This is a genomic window from Martinezella sp. CNPSo 3957 (assembly GCF_057784395.1).
The window spans coordinates 1-23981 of sequence record NZ_JBXSOU010000019.1 but is presented as its reverse complement, the minus strand read 5'-3'; the positions used below and the strand labels follow the sequence as shown (position 1 = coordinate 23981).

Sequence of the window (23981 nt, the reverse complement as noted above, 5' to 3'; positions counted from 1 at the left end):
CAGGGGAGACGACCATTGTCGAGATAAAAACGGAGGAAACAATGTCTGCTGGTCTTTTTGATCTGAAAGGGCGGCGCGCCCTGGTGACGGGTTCTTCCCAAGGTATCGGGCTTGCGCTCGCGAAAGGGTTGGCCGCCGCCGGCGCTGAGCTGGTGCTCAATGGGCGTGACAAGGAAAAGCTCGCTACGGCGGCTGAGAGTTTCGACAGCAAGGCGTATCAGCTGGCCTTCGACGCCACTGACCATGAGGCTACGCGTCAGGCCGTCGATGCCTTCGAGGCGGAGATCGGCGCGATCGACATTCTCGTCAACAATGCCGGTATGCAGTTTCGCACAGCGCTCGAGGATTTTCCCGCCGATGCCTTCGAGCGGCTGCTGCGGACGAATATATCGAGCGTCTTCAATGTCGGCCAGGCGGTCGCCCGTCACATGATCAAGCGCGGAGCCGGAAAGATCATCAATATCGCCAGCGTGCAGACGGCGCTGGCACGCCCATCGATCGCGCCATACACGGCGACCAAGGGTGCCGTCGGCAATTTGACGAAGGGCATGGCGACGGATTGGGCGAAGTACGGGCTACAATGCAACGCCATTGCGCCGGGCTATTTCGATACGCCATTGAATGCGGCCCTCGTTGCCGATGCCGATTTCTCAGCATGGTTGGAAAAGCGCACGCCGGCCGGCCGCTGGGGCCGTGTCGAAGAGCTGGTCGGTGCCTGCATCTTCCTTGCTTCCGACGCCTCCTCCTTCGTCAACGGTCATGTGCTCTATGTCGACGGCGGCATCACGGCTTCGCTCTGATGGCGCTCTGCCGCGCCGCTTCGTCATCATGGGCGTCAGCGGTTGCGGCAAGTCGTCAGTCGGGTCGGCGCTGGCCGCTCGCCTTGGAGGCATCTATGCCGATGGTGATGATCTTCATCCTGCGGCAAATGTCGCCAAGATGAGTGCCGGCATACCGTTGACCGACGCCGATCGCTGGCCTTGGCTCGACAAAGTCGGTCACTACCTGGCTTTGGCGCAGGATACGGCGTTGATTGGGTGCTCTGCATTGAAACGCATCTATCGCGACCGGATTCGCGAGGTTGTCGGAGCGCCGGTTTGCTTCATTCACCTTGCCGGGACGAGGCAGACCATTCTTCAGCGGATGCGGGCAAGACGGGATCATTTCATGCCGCCAGCATTGCTCGACAGTCAATTTGCAACCCTCGAGCTGCCTGGATCAGACGAGCAGGCGATTACCGTCGATATCGATCAGCCGCTGGATCAAGTCGTGGCGGCCATCATCATTGCATTGGAGGAGACGCAATCATGAGCAACAAGGTGGCGCTGATCGGCGCCGGCGCTATGGGCGGAGCGATCGGCGCCCGCCTGGCGGAAACCAGCAATCAGCTGACGGTTTTCGATCTCGACAAGGAGAAGGTTGCGGTGCTGACCGCAAAAGGCGCTACGGCAGCCCCGAGTGCAGCGGCAGCGGCTGCCGTTTCCGATTTCGTCGTCCTCAGCCTCAATTCGCCGAAGATTGTCCATGCCGCTGTTTTCGGACCCGACGGCGTTGCCGCGGGTGCAAGAGCGGGCACGCTGATCATCGATATGTCGTCGATCGATCCCGATGCCACCAAGGCACTTGCTACGGAAGCGACAAAAAAGGGGCTGCGCTGGGTGGATAGCCCGCTGTCCGGCGGAGCACCGAAGGCCCTGATAGGGCAGTTGACGCTGATGGCCGGTGGCAGCGAGCAGGACGTCGTGGATGCGCATCAGGTCTTGCAGCATGTGGCATCGAACTACACACATATGGGGCCTGTCGGCGCGGGCCAGACCACGAAGCTCATCAATCAGGTTCTGTGCGCGTTGAATTTCCTCGCCGTCGCGGAAGCGACGCAACTGGCGCTTGATGCCGGTGTCGATGCCGCGAAAATCCCGCAGGCGCTGAAGGGCGGGCGGGCCGACAGCGCCATCCTGCAGGAATACATGCCGCGCTACGTCGCCAGGGATTATCGGCGCACCGGCCGGATCGACAATATGGTCAAGGATCTGAACGGCGCTCAGGATCTGGCCCGCAGGACCAATACCGCCATGCCGCTGACGGCGGTCTGCGCCGAGATACACCGCATGCTGACGGCTTCCGGTCTTGGCGGTGAGGATCAGGCGGCGCTGATGGAATTCTTCAAAGGGCCGAACAAGGAGATCGCCGGATGATTACCCGATATGCATTATTCGAAGGTAAGGTCAGGGAAGGAGAGGCAGAGGCGTTTCGAACGGCCGTCATGGAAACCATCCTGCCGAAGTGGAAGCAGTTTCCTGGTGCCCTCGACGTGCGGGTTACCTTTGCCGAGGCACGCGATGAAGGCGCCCCGGAGTTCCCGATGATTTTGGCCGTGAACTATCCGGATATGGCCGCCGTGGAGAAGGCTCTTGCGAGCCCGGTGCGCACCGAGGCGCGTGCAGCGACGGAAGCGGTTCTCTCACGCTTTTTCGAAGGACGCATCCATCATCATGTGACGCTGGCGCATGAGTTCCAGCTCTAATCTGGCTGCTGCAAGACGTTTCCGCCGCGGGCACGCTCCTGGCGGTTGCTCGCTTTGCGGGATAGCTGAAAGCGCCTCTTGCTATTTTGGGAAGAGACATACTACTCTGATGGTAACGATAACATAGGCCATTGATGAGTAACGATCGCAAAACGCCAACGATGGCAGACATAGCCCGCGTCATGGGAGTTTCTCCCATGACCGTGTCGCGTGCTTTCAAGGCTGACAGTCTTGTCAGCCCGGAGACGCGCGAGGCGATCCTGCGAACGGCGGAGGAGCTGGGCTATGTCTTCGACAGCACGGCGTCCAACCTGCGTTCGCAAAAGTCCGGTTTTGTCGCCGTCACCATTCCGTCCATCAACAACGCCAACTTCGCAGATACGGTCGGCGGCCTCTCGGACACCTTGTCCAAGCGGGACATGCAGATCCTGCTTGGCTACACGAACTACGATGTCGAAGAGGAGGAGCGGCTGATCGAGCAGCTGCTTCGCCGCAAGCCGCAGGCGATCGTCGTGACCGGCGGCACCCACACGGAGCGAGCGCGTAAACTTCTGCAGACCGTTGCGATCCCGGTGATCGAGACCTGGGATATCCCGACTGATCCGATCGGCCATTATGTCGGCTTTTCCAACAGAGCCGTCATGCGCGATATGGTCGATCATTTCGTCGCGCTTGGCTGTCGCCGCATCGCCTTCATCGGTGGTGATGTCCAGCGAGATTCACGCGGCAGCGAACGCCGGCTTGGCTTCATCGCTGCCATGCAGGCGCATGGGCTCGACGCCACCAGGCTGATCGCGGCTGGATCGCCGCCGATTTCTATGCGGGAAGGCGCCAATGCCATGGCGAAGCTGATCAAACTCTATCCCGATACGGAAGCTGTCGTCTGCGTCTCGGATCTTGCCGCCTACGGTGCACTCACCGAATGTCGGCGGCTCGGGATTCCGGTACCCGAGCGCTTTTCGATCGGTGGCTTTGGCAATTATGAGATCGGCGAGGTCTGCGTGCCGACTTTGACCACCATCAACGCCTTTGCGCGTGAGATCGGCGAGCGGACAGCACAATTGATCCTGGATATTCTCGATGGCACACAGCCGGTTCCCGACGTCAGGATCTTGCCACAACTGATTGCGCGCGATAGCAGCCGCTAAGCATAGTCTTATTGTCGAATGGAGTGGCCCAGCCTTTAAGCTAGGCCACATCCCGTTACTGGAATCACTTGCCCCAGATTTTCTTGTATTGGTCCTTGTAGCCGTTATCTGGATCGAAGGTATTCTTCGGACCACCATCGGATTGGATATTATCTGCCGTCACGACATGCAGCGGCGACAGGTACCCAGACCATTTTTCGCCGGCAAAAGCGCGATTGAGCTCGTCGACCAGCTGCCAGCCCTGGAGATTGAGGGGTTCGGCCACTGTGACTTTCTGGAACTGGCCGGCACGGATGCGCTCATAGGCCGATTGCGAGCCGTCGCCGGCGGCGACATTGATCGGCGCATCGGTGCCGCCCTTGCCGGCCGACGCAAGTGAAGGACCCATGAAGTCGAAATAGAGGTCGTTGATAGCAAGCGAATGCGTCCAGCTGTCACCGTATTTCTGCAGCAGCGAGGTGGTCAGCTGCGGCATGCGCTGCGACGTCTCGGCGATCGGGGTATCGACATATTCGAGCACCTTGCCGCCCAATCGTTCGATCTCCTGCTTCATCCTGTCCGCCTTGGCGATGGCGATCGCATAGGTGGAGTCGGTGAAGATGATGACGCCCGGCTTGCCCTTTGCATCGACGAAGGCCCAATCGGCAGCGGCTTTCGAGACTTCCATGGCGTCGGTGCTGACATTGGCAAAAAGACCGTTCTTGTCGTCCGGGCCGATGGTCGGGCCGGCATGCCAGGCGACCAACGGGATCTTGGCGGCCTTCGCCTGTTCCAGCGCCGGAGCCTGTTCGACGGCGTCGAAGCCGTCAATGATGATGCCGGCGGGCTGTAGCGCTATCGCCTGGCCGAAGGCCGCCGTGCGCCCGCCGATCGAGCCTGCGCCATCGAGAACCTTCACCTCCCAGCCGATCGCCTTTGCCGCTTCCTCGACACCGTTGCTGACGCCGAGAATGCCGCCATTCTTGAGATCACCCGCGAGTACGACGATTGTCTTGCCGGCCTGCGCCTTCGGGCCTGTCGTCGGGCCATCCCACTTAGTGACCGGGGTTGCGTATTTGTCGACGACGGCCTTCGCATCCGCCAACGGATCGGCATAGGCCTGCCCGGCACATAGCATCAGGACCGCTGTCGTGACCTGCAGGAATTGTCTACGGTTCATATCTTCTCCTCCCTTTGGACATTCGAACTTCAGATGATCTTCATTTCTCCGCCGGCTTGGCGGAAAGTTGCGGTGCCTGGGCCGGTGCCATGCGCCCTGCATGGCTGCGGCGGCGCTGCGCGTAACCGGCAATGCCGATGGCAACGAGCAGGGTCACACCATTGAACAGAGGCTCGACATAGAAGGAGCCACCGAACTGCTGGATGCCGGCAATGCCGACGGCGAGGATGATGACGCCGATCATCGTGCCCCAGACGTTGACGCGGCCCGGCTTGATGGTGGTTGATCCCAGGAATGCGCCGACCAATGCAGGCAGCAGATATTCAAGCCCGACGCTTGCCTGGCCGATGCGCAGCTTGGAGGCGAGCAGCACGCCGGCGATGGCGGCAAGCGTTCCCGAGGTGACGAAGGCGCCGATGACGAAGCGGCGGACGGGAATACCGTTGAGCGCGGCTGCTTTCGGATTGGCGCCGATCGCATAGATGTAGCGGCCGATCGGCAGATATTCGAGGACGATCCACATAACGAAAGCAAGTGCCAGAACATAGATGCCGGTAATCGGCAGGCCGAAGACCATCGTGCCATTAAGCGCATAAAACCCTTGCGGCAGCATGCCCACCACCTGCCGTCCGCCTGTATGCCAGAGCGCGATGGCGTAGAGGACCGTGCCGGTGCCGAGCGTTGCGATGAAGCTGTCGATTTTGGCGATCTCCACCAGCAGGCCGTTCAGAAAGCCGGTCAGCGCACCAAGCGCGATGACAACCAGCACGGCGACCGGCCAGGGCAGTCCGAACATGGTCTGAAGGCTGATCGCCAGCACATGCCAGAGAACGATGCCATAGCCGATCGTCAGATCGATGCGGCCTGCCGCCATCGGGATCATTGCAGCCAGCGACAGGATGGCGATGATCGTCTTGTCGGAAACGATCGAACGCAGGTTGAGCATCGTCGGGAAGGTCTGTGGCAGCAGAATGGAGAAAAGCAGGATCAGCAGCGCGGTCAGGATGACGAGGCCATAGACGGGCAGCAGGCGCTGGATCTTCTGGCCGAAGCTCATGGCCGAAAGCTCGGCGCGGGTCGGCTCGAGCGCGTTGGATTCGATCGATTGCATGGTGTTCTCCTCCGGTTCAGGCCGCTTCGGATGCTGATGCGGCGGCGATGACCGCCGGTGTTGTGAGGTCGGCACCGCTGAGTTCGCGCACGATCCTCCCGCGCGAAAACACCAGGGCACGATGGCAGATGTGAGCGATTTCCTCGAAATCCGTGGAGACGACCAGCACGGCAAGGCCGGCCTCGACCGCCTCAGCGATCAGGCGATAAATGTCAGCCTTGGCGCCGACATCGACACCGGCGGTCGGATCTTCGGCGATCAGCAATTTGCGCCCCGTCGCCAGCCATCGTCCCACGACGACCTTCTGCTGATTGCCGCCGGATAGCGCCTCGATGGCGAGGCTCTGATCGTTGGGCCGGAGGCCGACACGACTGCCGAGTGAATGGGCGATTTCCGCCTCCCGGCGCGGAGACAGGAACGAAAACAGGCTTCGTCCCGAAGCGCCTGGATTGAGAAAGGTGTTTTCGCGCAGGCTGAGCGACATGGCGACGGACTCTTCGGTCCGATCCCGGGCGATCAGCCCGATACCCGAAGCCATCGCGGTGACAGTGCTGGAAAGATCGGGTATTGCCCCGTTCAAGCGAACGCTGCCCTGCGACGGCTCGCAGCCGAAGAGGGCGCGTCCGATCAGTTCCTGGCCGGCGCCGCGCAAGCCGACGAGACCAAGCAATTCGCCCTGTCGGATATCGAAGGATACGGGTCCCGCGCCGCGGCAGGAAAGCTCCTTTACGGAAACGATGGCGGGGCCAGCGCTTCTTTCTGCCTTGACGAAAAGCTGGTCCGCCTTGCGCCCGACGATCATGCGGATGAGTTCATCCGGTGTCGTCTCGGAGACTGGCTTCTGGCCGACCAGCTGACCATCACGCAAGACGGCAACGCGGTCGGCGATACGGAAGATCTCGTCGAGGCGATGAGACACATAGATCATAGCCACGCCGCGCTCTTTCAGCGGGCGGATGGCGGCAAAGAGTTTCTCGACCTCGTCGGCGGGCAGGCTGGCCGTAGGTTCGTCAAGCACCAGCACGTCGGCTTCGACGGCGAGCGCCCGAGCGATTGCGACCAGCGACTTCTCGGTGCGGGTCAGCTCCTGTACGCGGGTCGACGGATCGAAATCGCAGCCGACGAGCTTCAGAGCCTCGGCGGTACGCCGCTCCGTGGCGCGCCAGTCTATCAATTTACCGCGCAGGGAATAGCCCTGCGCAAGCCCGACATTCTCGCCCACCGTCATCCATTCGATCAGTCCGAGATCTTGATGGATGAAGGCGACCGGCTGGCGTTGATTGGGTTGTGGCGGGCGGTGATGATAGGGTTTGCCGCGAAACAGGATCTGCCCGCCATCCGGCTTGTAGATGCCAGCCAATGTCTTGATGAGGGTTGATTTACCCGCGCCGTTTTCCCCGAGAAGCGCGAGGATTTCGCCGCGCTGCAAGTCGAGCGACACGTTCGACAGGGCTCGTGTTCCGCCAAATTCCTTGGTGATGTCGGAAAATGCGAGCAGCTTTTCGTCGTCCATCCTGCTCCTCCCAAAGCTTAGATAGGAGGAGGCTATGTTATCGATAACATTCCGTCAAGAGGCTCGGATGCTTGCCGGTATATTCAGGCATCATGTGCGGCCCCGGCTGAAAAGTTAACGTATTAACGAGAGGTATTCTTTAAATATGAAATATATCTCAACGCGTCCGATCATATTATGAAATGATATAAGCAGAAAGAAAATATATACTCGCGCTGCGATGCATCCGCATGGTTGTAATTATCATACTTATTCGATGAGGCATTGATTTTTAGTTTTATGGCGTTACTTTCTCCGGGGGCGTAAGCGAGGATGTATTTTCAAGGCAGATGACCGAAAGCTAAAAAGGTAATCTGCAGAGGCAGCGCAATGAGGGGAACATTTGACTTACGCAACGTGCTCGGTGTCCCAAATCGAGAAAGCCGATGCCGAGGAGATGACCGCGCATTACGCGAGAACCCTGTTTCCCGCGATTGTCGAACCTCTCCATCGCCGCGGTGCGATTTCGGTGGAAGACCGCCACTATACGATCGGCTCCTGCAGCGTCTGGCGCGGCAAATGTCATTCTGGCATGAGCGTTATGCTGCCCGGTGGCCCCGAAGCCTACGGCCTTTATCTGCCGACCGCCGGCAAGATGCTTGTCGACGCCGCTGGGCGGCAATTGGAATCGGAGCCGGGCAGGGGACTTGTGGCCGATATGTCTTCTTTCAGCCGGCTCACGTTTTTCGAGCAGCGGAGCCATATGGGCATCGCATTCGAAAAGGCGGCCATGATACGGCAGCTCAGCACGCTGCTTGACGCACCGGTGCGCTCTGATCTGGAGTTCGCCGGCCCGGTCGATTTGACATCGGGGCGAGGGATGCAGATTGCCGCGCTTGGAAACTTGATCTGGCAGGACCTCACAGCGACCGGCCAACAAAGATCCTCCGCTTCATTCAGCGAATGCCTTTTACAGGCAATGATGATTGCTCTGCTTGAGACTGTGCCACACAATTATACGCTGCAGTTGCAAGGGCCGGCATCGCCGGCAATCCCGAGGCAGATGAAGCGCGCAATGGAATATATGCACGTAAATGCAAGTGCGGACATCAAGATCGCCGATATTGCGCGCGAGAGCGGAACAAGCGTGCGGTCCTTACAGACCGCATTTCAGCAGTTCAAGAACATGACGCCCCTCGGCTATCTGCGCGAGATACGCCTGCAAGGCGCGCGCAAAGCCTTGATGGAATCGAACCGTTCCCGGGTGGTGGCCGACATCGCGCGCGATTGGGGATTTTCCCATATGGGGCGGTTCGCAGCGCTATATTATCAATCCTTCGGAGAAATGCCCTCCGAGACTGTCAGGCAAGCTCGGTAGGGCGGCAGCTTCGCCCGCGTGATCAATACCTTGCCAGACCTCAGATCTATTCGCCAACTTCCGCTACGATGCTGCTGTTCCTGTCATGCGGACAACTTTGCACAGGTTGGTCAAAAGGGAAGTAGCCCGTTCACGGCGCCCCAAGGACATCTGAGGCTCTCTGCCCGCGTTAGCGCAACGACGGGCGCCGCATTGCCATTTTCAGGATCATATTCATAGACTGCCTAGCCGGTAGGGTTTTGGTGAGGGTGGCCGTCTCGCCGTCGTGACGCATACTTAAAACCTCTTCTCGTAACGATGATGCTGGAGTGAATAGGCAATGGATCCTCTGAAGATCACCATCTTTTCATGCAGTCTTGATCCGAAAAGCAGGAGCCGTCGCATGGCTCGCGAGGCTGAAAACTTGTTGCGAGAGAGGCGATGCGAAGTCGAGTTTATCGATCTTCAGCATCTGGAGTTGCCCGCTTTCGACAATTTGAAATGCTATGAACATCCTTCATACGACCAGCTGTATCGTGCAATTCATGATGCGGATGGTGTCTTGCTTGCGGTACCCATTTACAATTGGTCGGTGGGCAGTGCTGCCAAGAGCCTGATCGAACTTACCGGTGCGACAGGCGCCGGCGGACGAAAATCGGCCTGGTTCGATCAGATCGTCACTTTCATCTGCTCCGGTGGGCTTCCGCACAGCTATATGGCCTATGGAAGTCTGGCCACCTCGCTGATGCTCGATTTCAAGTGCGTGATCAATCCCTATGTCGTTTACGCCACGGAGAGGGATTGGATAGATGGTCCCACCCCGTCCGACACCCTTGCGACACGGTTGCAGAAGACGATCGAAGTGCAGCTGGAATTGTCGTCGAGATTGAGATCCAGGGCATATAGTTCTGACTGGGAAATCTGATGGGCCTGCCTGGCCCAATTGCATTCGACGCGCCTGATGTTAAGACTATTCATATGATGACTTGCTGCCGGTGAGAAACGACTGCGATTGAAGGCCAACAAAAAGGGTCGGGATTGGGAATGACGACAAATGCCCGGACACGGCAAAGGCTGGCACAAAGGGTCATCGACGAATTGCGCTTGCAGATCGAGAGCGGCAAGCTTCGGGCCGGCGACCAGCTTCCGACCGAGCCGCAGCTTGAGGCTGCATTCGATGTCAGCCGGACCGTCGTGCGCGAGGCGATTGCAGATCTTCGTGCGGCAGGTCTCGTCACGCCGGTTCAAGGCAAGGGCGTATTCGTTTCCGACACGCCCACGCGATCTGGCCTGCTGCTGACGTCGGTCGAGGTCAAGAGCATCCCCGAAACGCTGGAACTGCTGGAATTCCGCATGGCAGCGGAAGGCGAGGCGGCAGCCATCGCCGCCTATCGCAGGACGGCCGAACAGGAGGCCGCGATTGCAGCGGCCAACCGCAAGATGGCGCAGCTGATAGAGCAGGGGCTGTCGACCGTCGAAGCGGACTATGAGTTTCATATGGCGATCGCGGCTGCCACGAATAACCGGTTCTATGTCGACGTGCTTCGGCATTTCGGTACGCGAACCATTCCGCGCCGGCAGTTTCCAACATTGCCCGAGGCGAATGACCGCGCCTATCTGCAGAAGGTTCATGCAGAGCATGCGGAGATTTTAGCGGCGATCGCCGATCAAGATCCAGAACGCGCGCGACAAGCGATGCGGGCGCATATGATGGCGAGCCAGCGTCGCTATCGCCGTCTCGCCGAGCTGCAGGAGCAATGATGCTCGACAGGGCGCCGCTATCATATTATGTCATATGATAGCGGCCGATTCTTCGAAAGAGATGTTCCGTCTGTTTGGCCAGCCGGGTCGAGGTGTGACGGCAACCATCCGGTTTTTGCGCATTCGATGGATAACAGTATCTATTTTCCAAATGATCCGCATCGGCGCCGATGGAACCGGCCCTGATGCTCGGACGAGGTGATCCGTGATTCAGCCTTCCTCCAGTGTGCATCCCACGTTCGTCTATGTCTCTGCGGCAATTGCCGGAACGATCGATGCCTATCGAATGGATGGGACGACAGGTGCGCTCACGGCGATATCCAGCATGAATGTCGGCGCGATGGTCATGCCGATGGCTGTCAGCCCCGACAGGCGGCATCTTTACGCCGTTATCCGTGCGCAGCCTTACCGGGTGCTGACGCTGGCGATCGACCCCGAAAGCGGCAGATTAAGGCAGGAGGCGGCCGCAGCGTTGCCCGACAGCATGGCCTATGTTGCCCTCGACCCGACTGGCGGGCTTCTATTGGCTGCCTCGTATGGCGGCAACAAGATCGCCGTGCTGCTCATCGATAAAAATGGGCTCGTCACCGCGCGAGCCCAACAGGTGATCGCAACCGGCCGCAACGCCCATTCGATCGTCACTGATCGGACAGGCAAATATGTCTTTGTCACCAATCTCGGCTCCGATGCCGTGCAGCAATTCATCCTACACCCGGAGACCGGGATACTGACGCCGAACGATCCTCCTGAGGTCATGACCGGCGCCGGCTTTGGCCCGCGGCATATCGTCGTGTCGCCGGATAATAAGGCCGTCTACGTTCTGACGGAGCTGACCGGCCATGTCATCCATTATGCGCTCGATGCCGATAAGGGCACATTGAGAGAGGTCGAGAGCGTCGCTTCCGTTCCCAAGGATGCGGGCCTGTCGTCAGGCCTGGCACCGGCTGCAGTTTCACCAGACAACGGCGAGCCGAAAATCTGGGCCGCAGATATCGGCATCACACCGGACGGCAAATTTCTTTATACGACGGAAAGGACCACCAGCCGGATTGCGCTGTTGAAAGTCGATGCGGATAACGGAAGGCTGGCTTACGTCACGAATTATCCGACCGAGCAGCAGCCGCGCGGCATCCGCATCGACCCGTCAGGCCGGTTCCTCGTCGCATCCGGTGAAAAGTCCGACCGGCTGTCCGTCTACGCCATCGACCAATCCGATGGCGGTCTCGCATTGGTGGGGCGATATCCGGTCAATGCAGGTGCGAACTGGATCGAGATGGTGACATTTCCTTGAGACGCATCCGCGTGCGGCGAGCTGCCCCGTGCGAATATCTACCCGGCTTTGGCAACGGTCCCGGCAATCAGGCCTTCGATCTCAGAGGAGGGAAGGGGCCGGGCAAACAGATAGCCTTGAAGCAATTCGCATCCGGCGCCCTCGAGAAAACGGGCCTGCTCCTCCGTCTCGACGCCTTCCGCCACGACTTCCAGATCGAGTGTTCTGCCGAGCGATACGATGGCGGAGGTGATTGCCATATCGCCCGGCTTTTCGGGAATATCGGCAATGAAGGATCTGTCGATCTTCAGCCGGGAAAGTGGAAAGCGCCTGAGGGTGCTCAGGCTTGAATATCCGGTGCCGAAATCATCCATTGCAAGGCTGACACCCAGCTCTTTCAGCTCATGCATCCGCTCGATGGCGCCTTCGACGTCACGCATGATCAAGCTTTCCGTCAGTTCGAGCTCAAGCCATTGCGGATCGAGATCAGCCGATTGCAGTGCGGATGCCACATGGCTTGTCAGTGAACTCTCCAGGAATTGCCGCGCAGATACGTTGACGCCCATGCGCAGCGCGGGCAGGCCGCGATCTTGCCACAGACGGGCCTGCTGGCAGGCTTTTCGCAGAACGATTTCGCCGAGCGCGACAATGAGCCCTGTTTCTTCCGCGAGCGGAATGAAGACACCGGGCAACAACAAGCCCTCGACAGGATGCTGCCATCGCACGAGGGCCTCGACGCCAATGATCTTGCCGCTGCGAACTTCCTTTTGCGGCTGATAATGGAGCACGAATTCGTCCCGCTCCACAGCGCGTCGCAATTCTTCGATACGGATCAGCTTGTTGCGGGCGTCCTCCGCCATGGCTGGCGTGAACAAGCGAATGGCATTGCGCCCCGCTTCCTTGGCACGATAGAGCGCCATATCGGCATTCGCGAAGAGTTCCGAAGCCGTCGTACCATGCTCCATGGCGCACGCCACACCGATGCTGCAGCCTACCCGGATTTCGACGCCTTGTACGATCATTGGCTTGGAAATGTCTGCCAGGACGGCCGCGAGCCTCTCATATATTGGCTCAGCCGGATCTTCCAGAACGATGATGAATTCGTCACCGCCGATCCTTGCGACGATGCCGTCATTGCCGACATGGGTCGATATGCGCCGCGCGACCACCGTCAGCAATTCATCGCCGGCCGCATGGCCGAGTGTGTCATTGACCAGCTTGAAATTATCGAGGTCGACAAAGGCCACGGCCAGTGACCTTTGTTGTCGGGACGCTTTTTCCAAGAGGGCGCTGAGCTTGCGATCGAGCAGCATGCGGTTTGGCAGGCCGGTGAGCGCGTCATGTTCGGCCAGATAGGCGATATGAGCGATGTCGCGATGGCGGTCGATGGCAATGCCCACGGTCTGCGCTATGCCGGCGAAGAATTCCATAAGCCCGGCCTCGTCACCATCGGTTTGCACCGTCACCAGGGCTCCATGCCGGCCGCCGTCCCGCGAAAAAATGGGAAATTCCAGGATATCGCCGGCAAGCGGTTCGGCTTGCTCGCCATTGAGGACGAAGCTCACGCGTCTGCCGTTGAGCAACTCCTCAAGAAGGACCTGGGACTCCCTGAGAAATACGTCGAGATCAACGCCGCGCGCCACATCCTGTAGAAGCTTCGTCTGGGCACTCATCAATTTTTCTGCCCGTTTTCGAGCGGAAATGTCGCGCGATGCGCCGACGACGCCGATGATGTTGCCGTTTCCGTCGCGTAGCGGCACCCGCGACATCATGAGCCAGCCTTCGCCCTTGAGTCGCCGCTCCTCGACGCCGAGATCGGCCTTGCCGCTCTCCATTACCTGCCGTTCGACTTCCTCGATCTTGTGGGCATCGGCCATCGGGTGAATTTCGGCATCGGTAAGGCCGATCAGCTCATCGACATGCGTGAAGCCATTGTTGAGGACGATCGCCATGTTGGCGAAAAGGAACCGACCGTTCCTGTCCTTGGCATAGATATAGTCCGGCACGTAGTTGATCATGGCTTCGAGCCATTCGTAACGCTCGGCGAGAGACAGGTATCGGGCCTGGAGCAATTCAAATGGCTTAAGGACCTGCTCGTCTTCGACGTCTTGGTCCCGATGAGTAGGATCTGGCGCTCCATCCGGCGGCTGCATCATGTATCTTCTCTCACCCGGCAAGCGGACAATATCGGCAGGCTGTTATGCAACAATGAAAAGCATGTAGGCATATCGAGCGTCTCCCTTTGGCGAGGTTCGGCTCGTCGCTTCCATAAACGTTATCATATAACCGAATTTATAAACATCCGCTCAAGTTTTAGAGGAAGATCGCGTCTGCCGACGGCGAGCGCTCCGATGCTTCCAGGGCTGGAAGCCGATAGATTTTGGGAATAACTGCCCACGAGGAAATCCATTGCGGGTAGGGGGCAAAACCGGCTAAAGCGCAGGTGGTAAAATGCAGGATTCGCAAGGATAGTCAGCATGCGCATGGGCAAAGCCGTAACAAGCGGCAATCTTGTACTTGCCGGCATGCTGCTGATGCTTCTCGGCGACTTCCTGTTTTCGCTGAACGATGCCATGGGCAAGTGGCTGGTCGCGAGTTTCTCCGTCGGCCAGATTCTGGTGATCCGCTCATTCGGTTCGTTCATTATTCTGGCGCCTATGATCGCGCGACAAGGCAGTGACGCGCTTTTTCGCCTCGAACGGCCGCCGCTGCAGCTTCTGCGTGTCGTCATGGCGACGCTCGACGTCGCTCTCTTTTACGCCGCGGTCGCCTATCTGCCGCTTGCCGATGTCATGACCTTCTACATGGCCGGCCCGATCTATGTGGCGGCGATCTCGCATTTCTTCCTTGACGAGAGGATCGGCTGGCGGCGCTGGCTTGCGGTTTTCGTCGGCTTTATCGGCGTATTGATCGCGCTCAGACCTTCGGCCGCAATGTTTTCCTGGCCATCGCTTTTCGGCGTCGGCGGGAGCCTCGCATTCGCATTGACCCTGGTGCTCGGGCGGCGGTTGCGGCAGACGCGCGATGCCACCCTCGTTGCTTGGCAGACGGTCGGTGCGCTCATCGCCGGCTTGGCGCTCAGCATCGGCGACTGGCGTTCCGCATCAGCACTCGATCTCGGCGCGATGCTCGCCCTCGGCATTGTCGCCGGTAGCGCTCATATGCTGATAACAAGATCCTTGAAGCTCGCGCCAGCTTCGCTGCTGGCTCCGCTCCAATATAGCCTGCTTGTCTGGGCAATCGTCCTGGGCTTCGTTTTCTTCGGCGATATTCCGGACACCCAGATTATCGTCGGCTCCGCCATCATCGTCCTTGCCGGACTCTTCATTTTCCATCGGAAGAATCTGGTGGATACCGTCCCGAAAGACGACGTTGCCCGGGATGGGCATTGACGCGGGGAGAGTGGTATTCTTGCTTCGCAGGATCAGGACACTCCAACTTGGCGGCCGCAAACCAAAAATCAGATAATCTATCTTATGGAACTTAAAGCCGCAGTCATTTGCATGATCTCCATGCTCTGAAATGCAAATGATGAACCATCGGTGCGAAAAGCATCTTGATGCGGACAAACGGGCTTTTCTCAGGAGCGCAGCGAATTGAAGTGCCGCATCATGCGCTCAGCATCCGGACGCATGCCCGTGAACAGTTCGAAAGCTTTCACGGCCTGAAACACCGCCATTCCACCGCCATCGAGAACGCGGCATGCTGCCTGCTTCGCCCGCTTCACCAATTCGGTTTCTATCGGGAAGTAAACGATTTCGGCAACCCAAAGGCGCTCCGTTAAAAGCCGCCCGTCGAGCGGCAGACCCGGATGCGCATCCATGCCGGTTGGGGTTGCGTGGACCAGGCCGTCCGCGGCATCAAGCGCGGCGACAAGATCATGACCGATCGAGAAACGACAGGCATCGTGTGCCGGCTGAAGCTGCTCCACGAGAGCCTGTGCACGCTTGGGATCCAGATCGAATATCTCTATGGAGCGCGCGCCCATCTCGGCCGTTGCGTGCGCGACGGCAACACCTGCACCACCTGCTCCTAGCTGTACGATATGACCAAGCGCAACGCCGGCCAGCCCGCGACGGAAGCTTTCAGCAAAGCCCCACCAATCGGTGTTATGGCCGATCCTGCTCTTTCCATGAAAGGTGATCGTGTTGATGGATCTCAGCGTCTGGGCATCAGGCGATAGCTCATCCACGAGTGCAACAGCCGCCTGCTTGCAAGGGTGTGTGATGTTAAGACCGGCAAAACCCTGCGCTTCGGCTTCATCGATAAGTGCAGGCAAATCCGAGACCGATAGGCCGCGGGCATCCAGGTCGATGAGGTCGTAGCGATAGGACAGTCCGCAATGCTCGCCTTCGCGCATATGCATGGCCGGCGTGAGCGACCGGCCAATGCCGGCGCCGATCAATCCCACACGAAGCTGACGCGGAACGATTGCGGTTTGGGTGTTCAATTTTTCCTCCCGAGCAGCGAAATAAGGCCATGCCATATGGCTCTATGAGAAAATGTACGAACTAGTACGTAAAGTCAACGTGAGGCGCAGCTTTGCATGCCGGCTGGAGCCGCCGACGGAACTCAGACAGTTTGACGTGAATTCAGATCAGGTCGGGCACGGATTTTTTAGAAAGGCAAGAATGGCCTCTATTATCAAAGACTTGTGCCGTTTCTTCAATTCTTCTGATGAAAGGTCGCGCTCGAAGATCGCTCCGAAAGTATGCCGATTGGAAACGCGAAAAAAGCACTGCGCGCTGATCATCATATGTAAATCGACGGGATCGACGCGGCGCACGAAGCTGCCATCGGCATAACCCCTTTCGAGAATTTGTGAGATGATGTCGATGACCGCGATGTTCATTTGCGACAGGACGACCGAACGTTTCATATGCTCCGCGCGATGAATGTTCTCGATGCTGACCAGGCGGACGAAATCTGGATTTTGATCATCGTGGTCAAAGGTGCTTGCAATCAATTGCGCCATGGCCTGAACGGGCGGCATGTTTTCGAGATCGAGTTCGCTCTCGAGCGTGCGGATCTTCGTATAAGCCTGCTCCAGGACAGCGAGATAGAGCCCTTCCTTGCTACCGAAATAGTAGTAAATCATGCGCTTGGACGTCTTGGTGCGCTCGGCAATCTCGTCGACACGCGCCCCGGAAAAGCCGGCCGCGACGAATTCCTCGGTTGCGATCTTGAGGATATTTTCTTTGGTCGCGTCTGGATCGTTCTTTCGCGCAATACGCTCTATCTTCGCCGCTTGCGATTTGGTCATGCCCTCTGCCCGTCTTCCTGGGCGCTCCGGCCCATCATTGAAGATCAAAGCTTTAACATAGGCTTCGAGCTTATGGGGAGAGCCTAAAGTTTCGGTACACCAATTGGCCGCAGATGCCGCCGGAGTGCCGCAATGCGAAAGATGGCGTTTGCCGCACCATAGCCGCGATAGCCGCTGCGCTGAACGATTTCGAAGAAGAAGCCTTCGCCATAAGTCGGGCTATAGAGCTGGAAATATTCGCCGTAATCGTCTCGATCGTAGAGAATATTATGTGCCTTCAGACGATCGGTGAAGGTCGGCTCCAGGCCGAATCTCGCCTCGAGATCGTCGTAATAATTGGGCGAGATCATCAACGTCGCAAAACCATTTTTCGACAAAGCGGCCGCCGTCGCGAAAATATCGTCGGTAGAAAAGGCCAGGTGTTGAATCCCGGAGCCGAAAGTCTCGGCAATGAAGTGTCCCGCCAAGGTATTGCGATTTTCCGCACCGTTCAAAGTAATACGCAGAGTTCCCGGCTCGTTTTCGACCACCTGGCTGCGGACGACTCCGGCGGGATCGATAATGTCGACCATCGGTGTCTTATGCGCCTTCAAGATCGCGGTGTAAAAGAGCAGCCAGGTCAACAGCTCCTCATATTTCATGGTTTGCGCGACGTGATCGATTCCAGTCAATCCGACAGGACGCAGATCGGTATCGTCGTCGATCGGATCGAATTCGGTCTCCCATATGCGAGCGAGCGCGCTCCCCCGATCCAGGAAATAAAGGATGCCGCCGCCGACGCCCCTTATGGCCGGCATTTTTATTTCACCAGGCTTCAGGGGCTGCTCAAAGCGTTCGGCGCCGAGGGCGACAGCCCGTGCGACCGCAGCCTCGGCATCATCCACCCACAATCCCATTGCATAGGCCGACTGCCCATGCAGGGCATAGGACACGCCAGCAAACCCATCCGGATCGGTATTGACGACGAGATTGATACTGCCTTGCCGGAAGACGTCGACGCGCTTGCTCTTGTGGTGCCCGACATGGCGAAAGCCCAGCGCACGCAACCGATCCGAGAGGGCGGATGTCTCCGCTTCATCGACGGTAAATTCGATAAAGGCAACTCCCTCCACCTCGGCACGCGCCGGCATCGGCGGCAGGGTGAGGCCGCCGCTTTCCGCGCGGCGCACTTGGTCGCCGAGATAAATGAGCGAACGCCGGCCATCGACGGCAATGGCGGTCGGCGAGCCGCCACGAAACTGATCGTTGAAAATTTCGAGAGAGAGATAGCCGTCATAGCCTGTCGCCGCGACGGCTTTCATGAAGTCAAGCACGGGAAGGTCGCCCTCGCCCGGCATGTTGCGGAAATGCCGGCTCCAATAGAGAAGATCCATGTCGATCAACGGCGCATCGGCAAGCTGGATGATGAAGATCTTCTCTTTTGGGATCGACCGAATCGAATTGACATCGATCTTGCGCGAGAGCGTATGGAAGCTGTCGAGAATGAGGCCGATATTCGGATGATCGGCCCGGCGGACGATTTCCCAGGCGTCGCGATGGTCATGAATGTGCCGGCCCCAGGCAAGTGCTTCATAGCCAACGCGCAAGCCGCGCTTGGCCGCCCTCTCCCCGAGTTCGTAGAAGTCGGCCGCTGCGCGATCGATACCCCCCATTGCGACCGACGAAACATTCGTGCAGACAAGCACGAGATCTGTGCCCATCTCCTGCATCAGATCGAACTTGCGTTCTGCGCGGTCGAAGGTCCGGCTGCGCAAGGGCTCCGGCATGCCTTCAAAATCTCTGAAGGGCTGAAAGAGCGTGATCTCCAGCCCATGGTCGCGGACCATTTGACCGACCTGGCGTGGCGATTCATCGAAAGCGAGAAAATCGTTCTCGAAGATCTCGACACCATCGAAACCAGCTTTGGCGATGGCGTGAAGCTTTTCCTTCAGGTCTCCGCTGATCGAAACGGTCGCAATCGAGGTTTTCATTGTTTCATCCCATTCCTGTGGTGGTTTTCAACAAGCTTGTCCGCGATCGCGACGCGTTATCGTCGAGACCAGATTCTGATGACTATACCGTCCGATCGGCGTGGCCTATCGAGCTCGCGAAGCGCCGCGCATCCTTACCGAGCTGGTCGATCGGCGTTTTATAGGTCTCCGTCGCGGTTGCGGCAGAAATGGCGGCAATCAAGGCTGTGATCGAGGTAAACAAGGCAACCGGCACCCATCCCATGGGACCGCTGCCCATAAGGGCGGCGCTGATCGTCGGAGCAAAGCCGCCAAGCGCAAAACCGATCTGGGTGCCGACGGCCATGCCGGACAGACGCACGCGGGTGTCGAACATTTCAGCGTAGAGCGCCGGCCAGATGCCGTTGGATGCGCTGTAAACGACGCCCGAAAGCAGAATGCCGAGGATGAAGACGAGCGTGAGGTTATTCTGGCTGATTGCCCAGATATAGGGCCATATCAGAAGGGCGCAGCCGATGGCACCGAAAATGAAGACCGGCTTGCGGCCGATTCGATCCGCCAGAATGGCCCAAGCCGGAATGGCGCCAAGCGCCACGATGTTGGCGAGCACCAGAACGGTCAGCATCGTCGAGCGATCGATATGCATGGTGTTGACAGCATAGGAGAGCGTGAAGACGCTGAAGATCGTGCTGACGACGGAAATCAAGGCGGCAAAGATGATCCGCAGCACATCGGTCCAATAGTTGGCAAACAGCGAGACCAGCGGCAGCCTGACCACGTCGCCTTTCTTCGTCTCCTCAAGGAAAGCCGGTGTTTCCGCGAGCGTTCGACGAACCCAGAAGCCGACGATAACGACAACGAAGCTCAGGAAAAATGGGATGCGCCAGCCCCATGAGAGCAAAGTGGCTTCGTCCAGCGTTCCCAATGGAATGAAGACGAGGGTCGCAAGGATCAGGCCCGCTTGTGTCCCACTCAGCGTAAAGCTTGTAAAGAAGGCCCGACGATTCTCGGGAGCATGCTCGAGGGTCATGGAGCTTGCTCCGGCCTGCTCTCCCGCGGCCGAAATACCCTGCAGCAATCGCGCGAAAACCAGGAGGATCGGCGCCAGGATGCCGGCCTGGCCATAGGTCGGCAGGCAACCGATAATAAAGGTCGAGAATCCCATGAGAAGCAGCGTGAAGGTCAGCACTTTTTTGCGACCGAACTTGTCGCCGATGTGACCCAGGATCACCGCACCCAATGGCCGCATGATGTAGGCCACGCCGAAGGTCGCAAATGAAGCAATTGCGGCTGTTTGCGGATCTTCCGCTGAAAAGAATATTTTCGGAAAGATCAGCGCCGCGGCCGTCCCATAGACAAAGAAATCGTAATATTCGACGGCACTTCCCAGCCAGCTGGCAAAAGCGGCGCGTCTAGGCGTCTTATGATCAGTTGATATCGTCATCGTTGTTCCTCCCCAGACAATTCCAATTTCAAGGAAATGCAGCGTCCGCAGCGCCGAATCTACCTTCCGCGCCCCTTCGCATGGCATTCAAGCCGATCTTGGCAGTCACCGTGCTGCTTCGGGCAGCAGGTACTCCTCCTCTGAGAAAATAATGTACGAACTAGTTCGTTTTGTAAAGAGACGTACTTCGGTAATCATTGGCGTGTGTCATGCGCCTCAATCCAGCTGTCAAAGGCTACTATCGCTGCCGCTGTTTTCCGAGCTCACCAGCAGCTTGTCGATCCTGCGGCCGTCGAGATCCACGACCTCGAAGCGCCAGCCGTTTTTCGTGAAGCTTTCGCCCACATCCGGAAGGTGACGCAACTCCTGCAACACAAACCCCGCAACGGTCTGATAGTCGCGATCGTCTTCGATCTGGAGGTTCATGAAATCGGCGAACTCGTCGATGGGCATCCAGCCGGACACGAGATAGCTGCCATCGTGGCGACGGACGATCGCCTGTTCGCCACGGGCATCGGCTTCTTCCTGAACGGCTCCCAAGATGGCTTCGAGGATGTCACCCGACGTGATGACGCCTTCGAAGTGCCCGTATTCGTCATAGACGAGCACCATGTGCGAAGAGGAGCGACGCAGAGCCTTGACGACGTCAAGGGCGCTTGAAAGATCCGAAACGATCGGCACCTGCTTGGCGAGCTTCAGAATGTCAGGCTGACCGCCGGAAGCCAGTGCGTCGAAGAAATCTCTGGTCGTCAGTACCCCAACGATCTCGTCGGAGCTGTCCTTGCGTAACGGCAGCCGCGCTTTTTCGGTGCGACGAATCTGTTCGCGCATCTCGTCGAAGCTATCTTCGATATCGATAACCTCCACGTCGCGGCGTGGCGTCATCAACGCCCTTGCGGTTCGGTCGGCCAATCGCATGACACCCGAAATCATCGCCTGCTCTTCCGTCGCGATGACGCCGGCGCTTTGTGCCTCCGCCAGAACCGTCTTGATTTCCTCGTCGCTGACGCCATCGGCAACCTTGCCGGATTGACCCAGTGCCCTCAGAACCAGCCGTCCCGAGAGGTCGAGCAACCAGACGAGCGGGGCAGCAGCCCGGGAAAGAAAGACCATAGCAGGCGCGACTTTGCTGGCGACCAATTCCGGCGCCCGGAGAGCGACCTGCTTCGGTACGAGTTCGCCGATGATCAACGATAGATAGGTGATGGCCATTACAACGGAACCAACGCCGATGGCATCGGCGGCTGCGACCGAAAGACCTTGCGCGGCAAGCCAGCCCGACAGCCGAGCGCCGAGTGTGGCGCCCGAGAAGGCGCCGGACAGGACGCCGACGAGCGTGATGCCGATCTGTACCGTTGAGAGGAAGCGGCCCGGTTCCTCGGCCAACCTTATCGCCATGGTCGCGCCTCTGCTGCCTTGATCCGATAGCACTTTCAGACGGGCAGGACGGGAGGAGACGATCGCCAATTCCGACATGGCAAGCACGCCGTTCAAGAGGGTGAGGACGATGACGATAGAAATTTCGAGAAGCAAAATCGGCCCTTTTTGGTTGCAACGGAAAGATAGGTGGCAAGGGCTGCAAAAGCCAGGGTCACGGGGATAGGATTTCCACGACGCTACCATCGAGGGCAATTGGCGAAGCTACCGCATAGCCGGCAAAATATCCGCTGCGATCTCTTCCAAGACGTCGCCGGCCGGTCTGCCCTGGGTAACGAGATTGAAGGCGACGTGATGAATGCCGGCTTCACGCATTGCCGACAAGGCACCGATCAGCCCTCGCCTGCCGGTTCTGCCGCCAAGATTGATTTCCTCATAGGAGGCTTGCGGGTTGTCGTGCAATTCCAGCACCATGGACTGGCCGAAGCCGCGAAAATCCGTGGTTACCTTACCTTGGGCATTATGCCAAAGCGCCAACCGGTCTTTCTGAACGGGTAGCGGCCGGTAATAAGTCATCCAGGCAGCTGCGTGACGGGCAATCCATTCCAAGGATTGCGACGATGAACCGACCGCCACCAGGGGAATGGAGGGTTGTCGCAGCGTGGGCCTGATGACGAACTCGTTTCGTATATGGCCGCTTTCGTCTAAGACCTCTTGATCCGCGCGAAGAGCCGCAGCGAGGCGCTCCCAATGCGATTGAAAGAGCGCTTTGCGGTTCTCAATATCCTCTCCGAAAACGTCATATTCGCTCGGCCGGTCTCCAGAGCCGAGACCGAGGATGAGCCGGCCTTTCGAAAGGGAGGCGACGGACAGCGCGGCCTTGGCGATATGGAGCGGATGCCGCAAAGGCAGGACGATTGCGCCGGTCGCCAGATGGATATTGGAGGTGACAGCCGCCAAAGCTCCGAGGAAAACCCAGGGATCGGCATGTCCGATCGGGTCGGGGTAGCTTTCGCTATTGAGGGGAACATCCCTCACCCACAGCGCATCGAAACCCAATTTGTCGGCATGGGTTGCAATGCCGAGCTGGGTATCGAACTGAACGTCGGCCGCAGCTCGCGGCTGCGCCGGCAGTACTATGCCGAATGAAAGTCGGTCTGGATGGAAAAGCACGCCACGCCCTGAAGTTTATATCGTTGCTTAAGGAGATAAGGCGACTTGCCTGCGGGAAAAAGGGGGGACGTGACGTGCGCGGTGATTGTGCGAGGTAGTGGTCCGCCCCGTGAAGCGGACTGTTACGATGAACAGTTCCGGCGAGAGGCCGCGATTGCAGGTCGCTATTCAGCTCACGGTAATGCACTGCTTGACGTAATCGTGCAGCGCCTTCTTCTGCAAGCCTTTACCCGTACCTTCGTCATGGCAGGTCTTGCGTTTTGCCAGGACTGGATACTTTTGCTGCAGGCAGCTTTTGACTGCGTCCTTGCGTGCCTGACCCTTGAGGCCCTGCCCTGTCGCATCCTGCCGGCAGGCTTGCCGCGCCGTCTTGATCTCATCCTTCGACGGCATGGTGGACGATGGCGCCGATGTGGAAGACGTCGTGGCGGGAGCTGGCGTCGCAGGTGCCGTCGTTTGGGCGAAGACGACGGTTGTGGAAGACAGAGCGAAGAGAGCGGCGGCGGTCGCACCTAGCAACTTGCTGGTCATGGGCATATCCTTTTGCCTGAAGGTCACTCATGTTCAAGCCGCCGACCCCATCACGAGGCCGGCGTTCTTCTTGAACGATGGCGATCGGCTTATCCGTCGCTCTGACCGCCAAAAACTTCCGGCGAGGACGCCTGTACCGTCAGTAGATGACGACGCCGCGAACACTCTTTCCCGAATGCATGAGCTCAAAACCCTTGTTGATGTCTTCGAGGGGCATGGTGTGGGTGATCATCGGATCGATCTCGATCTTGCCCTCCATGTACCAGTCGACGATCTTCGGAACGTCGGTGCGGCCACGCGCGCCGCCGAAGGCCGTGCCCATCCACGAGCGGCCCGTCACCAGCTGGAACGGACGCGTCGAGATCTCCTGGCCGGCGCCGGCAACGCCGATGACCACCGACTTGCCCCAGCCGCGATGGCTT

21 protein-coding genes and 1 pseudogene are annotated in these 23981 nt (G+C 58.6%); 10 read left to right on the top strand and 12 right to left on the bottom strand.

Going from position 1 to position 23981, the window contains the following annotated elements; genetic code table 11:
• The first annotated feature begins 41 nt into the window (after positions 1-41).
• The 5 genes from AC13QE_RS28840 to AC13QE_RS28820 all read left to right on the top strand — a co-directional run bounded on the left by AC13QE_RS28840 (position 42) and on the right by AC13QE_RS28820 (position 3672).
• Positions 42-800 (top strand): SDR family oxidoreductase, encoded by a 759-nt coding sequence (locus AC13QE_RS28840; RefSeq protein WP_488486293.1) that lies wholly within the window; start codon positions 42-44, stop codon positions 798-800.
• Positions 769-1311 carry a gluconokinase gene (locus AC13QE_RS28835; protein ID WP_488486292.1) on the top strand — a complete coding sequence of 181 codons (543 nt, stop codon included), beginning with the start codon at positions 769-771 and terminating at the stop codon, positions 1309-1311. The genes AC13QE_RS28840 and AC13QE_RS28835 overlap by 32 nt, the downstream gene beginning before the upstream one ends.
• Positions 1308-2195 carry an NAD(P)-dependent oxidoreductase gene (locus tag AC13QE_RS28830; protein ID WP_488486291.1) on the top strand — a complete coding sequence of 296 codons (888 nt, stop codon included), beginning with the start codon at positions 1308-1310 and terminating at the stop codon, positions 2193-2195. Before AC13QE_RS28835 ends, AC13QE_RS28830 begins: the two co-directional genes overlap by 4 nt.
• Positions 2192-2524 carry a hypothetical protein gene (locus AC13QE_RS28825; protein WP_004120191.1) on the top strand — a complete coding sequence of 111 codons (333 nt, stop codon included), beginning with the start codon at positions 2192-2194 and terminating at the stop codon, positions 2522-2524. Before AC13QE_RS28830 ends, AC13QE_RS28825 begins: the two co-directional genes overlap by 4 nt.
• Positions 2525-2658: 134 nt before the next feature.
• A complete protein-coding gene (locus tag AC13QE_RS28820) occupies positions 2659-3672 on the top strand; it encodes a LacI family DNA-binding transcriptional regulator (protein WP_488486290.1) in 1014 nt (337 codons plus the stop codon).
• A 64-nt stretch (positions 3673-3736) separates the two neighbouring features.
• On the opposite strand, the gene AC13QE_RS28815 is transcribed toward AC13QE_RS28820, so the two are convergent.
• The 3 genes from AC13QE_RS28815 to AC13QE_RS28805 are packed head-to-tail and all read right to left on the bottom strand — an operon-like array spanning position 3737 to position 7455.
• Positions 3737-4831, bottom strand: coding sequence for an ABC transporter substrate-binding protein (locus tag AC13QE_RS28815; protein ID WP_488486289.1), 1095 nt, complete (start codon positions 4829-4831; stop codon positions 3737-3739).
• Positions 4832-4871: 40 nt separating this feature from the next.
• Positions 4872-5942 carry an ABC transporter permease gene (locus AC13QE_RS28810; protein ID WP_488486288.1) on the bottom strand — a complete coding sequence of 357 codons (1071 nt, stop codon included), beginning with the start codon at positions 5940-5942 and terminating at the stop codon, positions 4872-4874.
• Between the two features lie 16 nt (positions 5943-5958).
• Positions 5959-7455 (bottom strand): sugar ABC transporter ATP-binding protein, encoded by a 1497-nt coding sequence (locus AC13QE_RS28805; RefSeq protein WP_488486287.1) that lies wholly within the window; start codon positions 7453-7455, stop codon positions 5959-5961.
• Positions 7456-7837: 382 nt separating this feature from the next.
• Between AC13QE_RS28805 and AC13QE_RS28800 the strand changes: the two genes are divergently transcribed.
• The 4 genes from AC13QE_RS28800 (at position 7838) to AC13QE_RS28785 (ending at position 11843) form a co-directional block, all read left to right on the top strand.
• Positions 7838-8812: an AraC family transcriptional regulator gene (locus AC13QE_RS28800; RefSeq protein WP_165915286.1), complete on the top strand. Its 975-nt coding sequence runs from the start codon at positions 7838-7840 to the stop codon at positions 8810-8812.
• A 319-nt stretch (positions 8813-9131) separates the two neighbouring features.
• Complete coding sequence (locus AC13QE_RS28795) at positions 9132-9716, top strand: NADPH-dependent FMN reductase (RefSeq protein ID WP_488486286.1); 585 nt, start codon at positions 9132-9134, stop codon at positions 9714-9716.
• Between the two features lie 119 nt (positions 9717-9835).
• Entirely contained in the window at positions 9836-10552 is a 717-nt protein-coding gene (locus AC13QE_RS28790; protein ID WP_488486285.1) for a FadR/GntR family transcriptional regulator, read from the top strand.
• A gap of 205 nt (positions 10553-10757) precedes the next feature.
• Entirely contained in the window at positions 10758-11843 is a 1086-nt protein-coding gene (locus AC13QE_RS28785) for a lactonase family protein (RefSeq protein WP_488486284.1), read from the top strand.
• A gap of 38 nt (positions 11844-11881) precedes the next feature.
• Here AC13QE_RS28785 and AC13QE_RS28780 read toward each other — a convergent pair whose 3' ends face one another.
• Positions 11882-13978, bottom strand: coding sequence for a putative bifunctional diguanylate cyclase/phosphodiesterase (locus AC13QE_RS28780; protein WP_488486283.1), 2097 nt, complete (start codon positions 13976-13978; stop codon positions 11882-11884).
• Between the two features lie 321 nt (positions 13979-14299).
• Between AC13QE_RS28780 and AC13QE_RS28775 the strand changes: the two genes are divergently transcribed.
• Positions 14300-15214 (top strand): DMT family transporter, encoded by a 915-nt coding sequence (locus AC13QE_RS28775; RefSeq protein ID WP_132720088.1) that lies wholly within the window; start codon positions 14300-14302, stop codon positions 15212-15214.
• 188 nt (positions 15215-15402) lie between these two features.
• Here the strand turns inward: AC13QE_RS28775 and AC13QE_RS28770 are convergent, their stop codons facing one another.
• The 8 genes and pseudogenes from AC13QE_RS28770 to AC13QE_RS28735 all read right to left on the bottom strand — a co-directional run.
• Positions 15403-16308, bottom strand: coding sequence for a shikimate dehydrogenase (locus AC13QE_RS28770; RefSeq protein WP_488486282.1), 906 nt, complete (start codon positions 16306-16308; stop codon positions 15403-15405).
• 111 nt (positions 16309-16419) lie between these two features.
• A complete protein-coding gene (locus AC13QE_RS28765) occupies positions 16420-17085 on the bottom strand; it encodes a TetR/AcrR family transcriptional regulator (RefSeq protein WP_488486281.1) in 666 nt (221 codons plus the stop codon).
• 83 nt (positions 17086-17168) lie between these two features.
• Positions 17169-19055: a bifunctional sugar phosphate isomerase/epimerase/4-hydroxyphenylpyruvate dioxygenase family protein gene (locus AC13QE_RS28760; protein ID WP_488486280.1), complete on the bottom strand. Its 1887-nt coding sequence runs from the start codon at positions 19053-19055 to the stop codon at positions 17169-17171.
• An 82-nt stretch (positions 19056-19137) separates the two neighbouring features.
• Positions 19138-20478 (bottom strand): MFS transporter, encoded by a 1341-nt coding sequence (locus AC13QE_RS28755; RefSeq protein ID WP_488486279.1) that lies wholly within the window; start codon positions 20476-20478, stop codon positions 19138-19140.
• A 228-nt stretch (positions 20479-20706) separates the two neighbouring features.
• Entirely contained in the window at positions 20707-22011 is a 1305-nt protein-coding gene (locus AC13QE_RS28750) for a hemolysin family protein (RefSeq protein WP_488486278.1), read from the bottom strand.
• 108 nt (positions 22012-22119) lie between these two features.
• Positions 22120-23028, bottom strand: coding sequence for a TIGR03571 family LLM class oxidoreductase (locus AC13QE_RS28745; RefSeq protein WP_488486277.1), 909 nt, complete (start codon positions 23026-23028; stop codon positions 22120-22122).
• A 168-nt stretch (positions 23029-23196) separates the two neighbouring features.
• Complete coding sequence (locus AC13QE_RS28740; protein ID WP_488486276.1) at positions 23197-23559, bottom strand: PsiF family protein; 363 nt, start codon at positions 23557-23559, stop codon at positions 23197-23199.
• 139 nt (positions 23560-23698) lie between these two features.
• Positions 23699-23981 (bottom strand): annotated as a pseudogene (locus AC13QE_RS28735) (S-(hydroxymethyl)glutathione dehydrogenase); the annotation flags it as partial.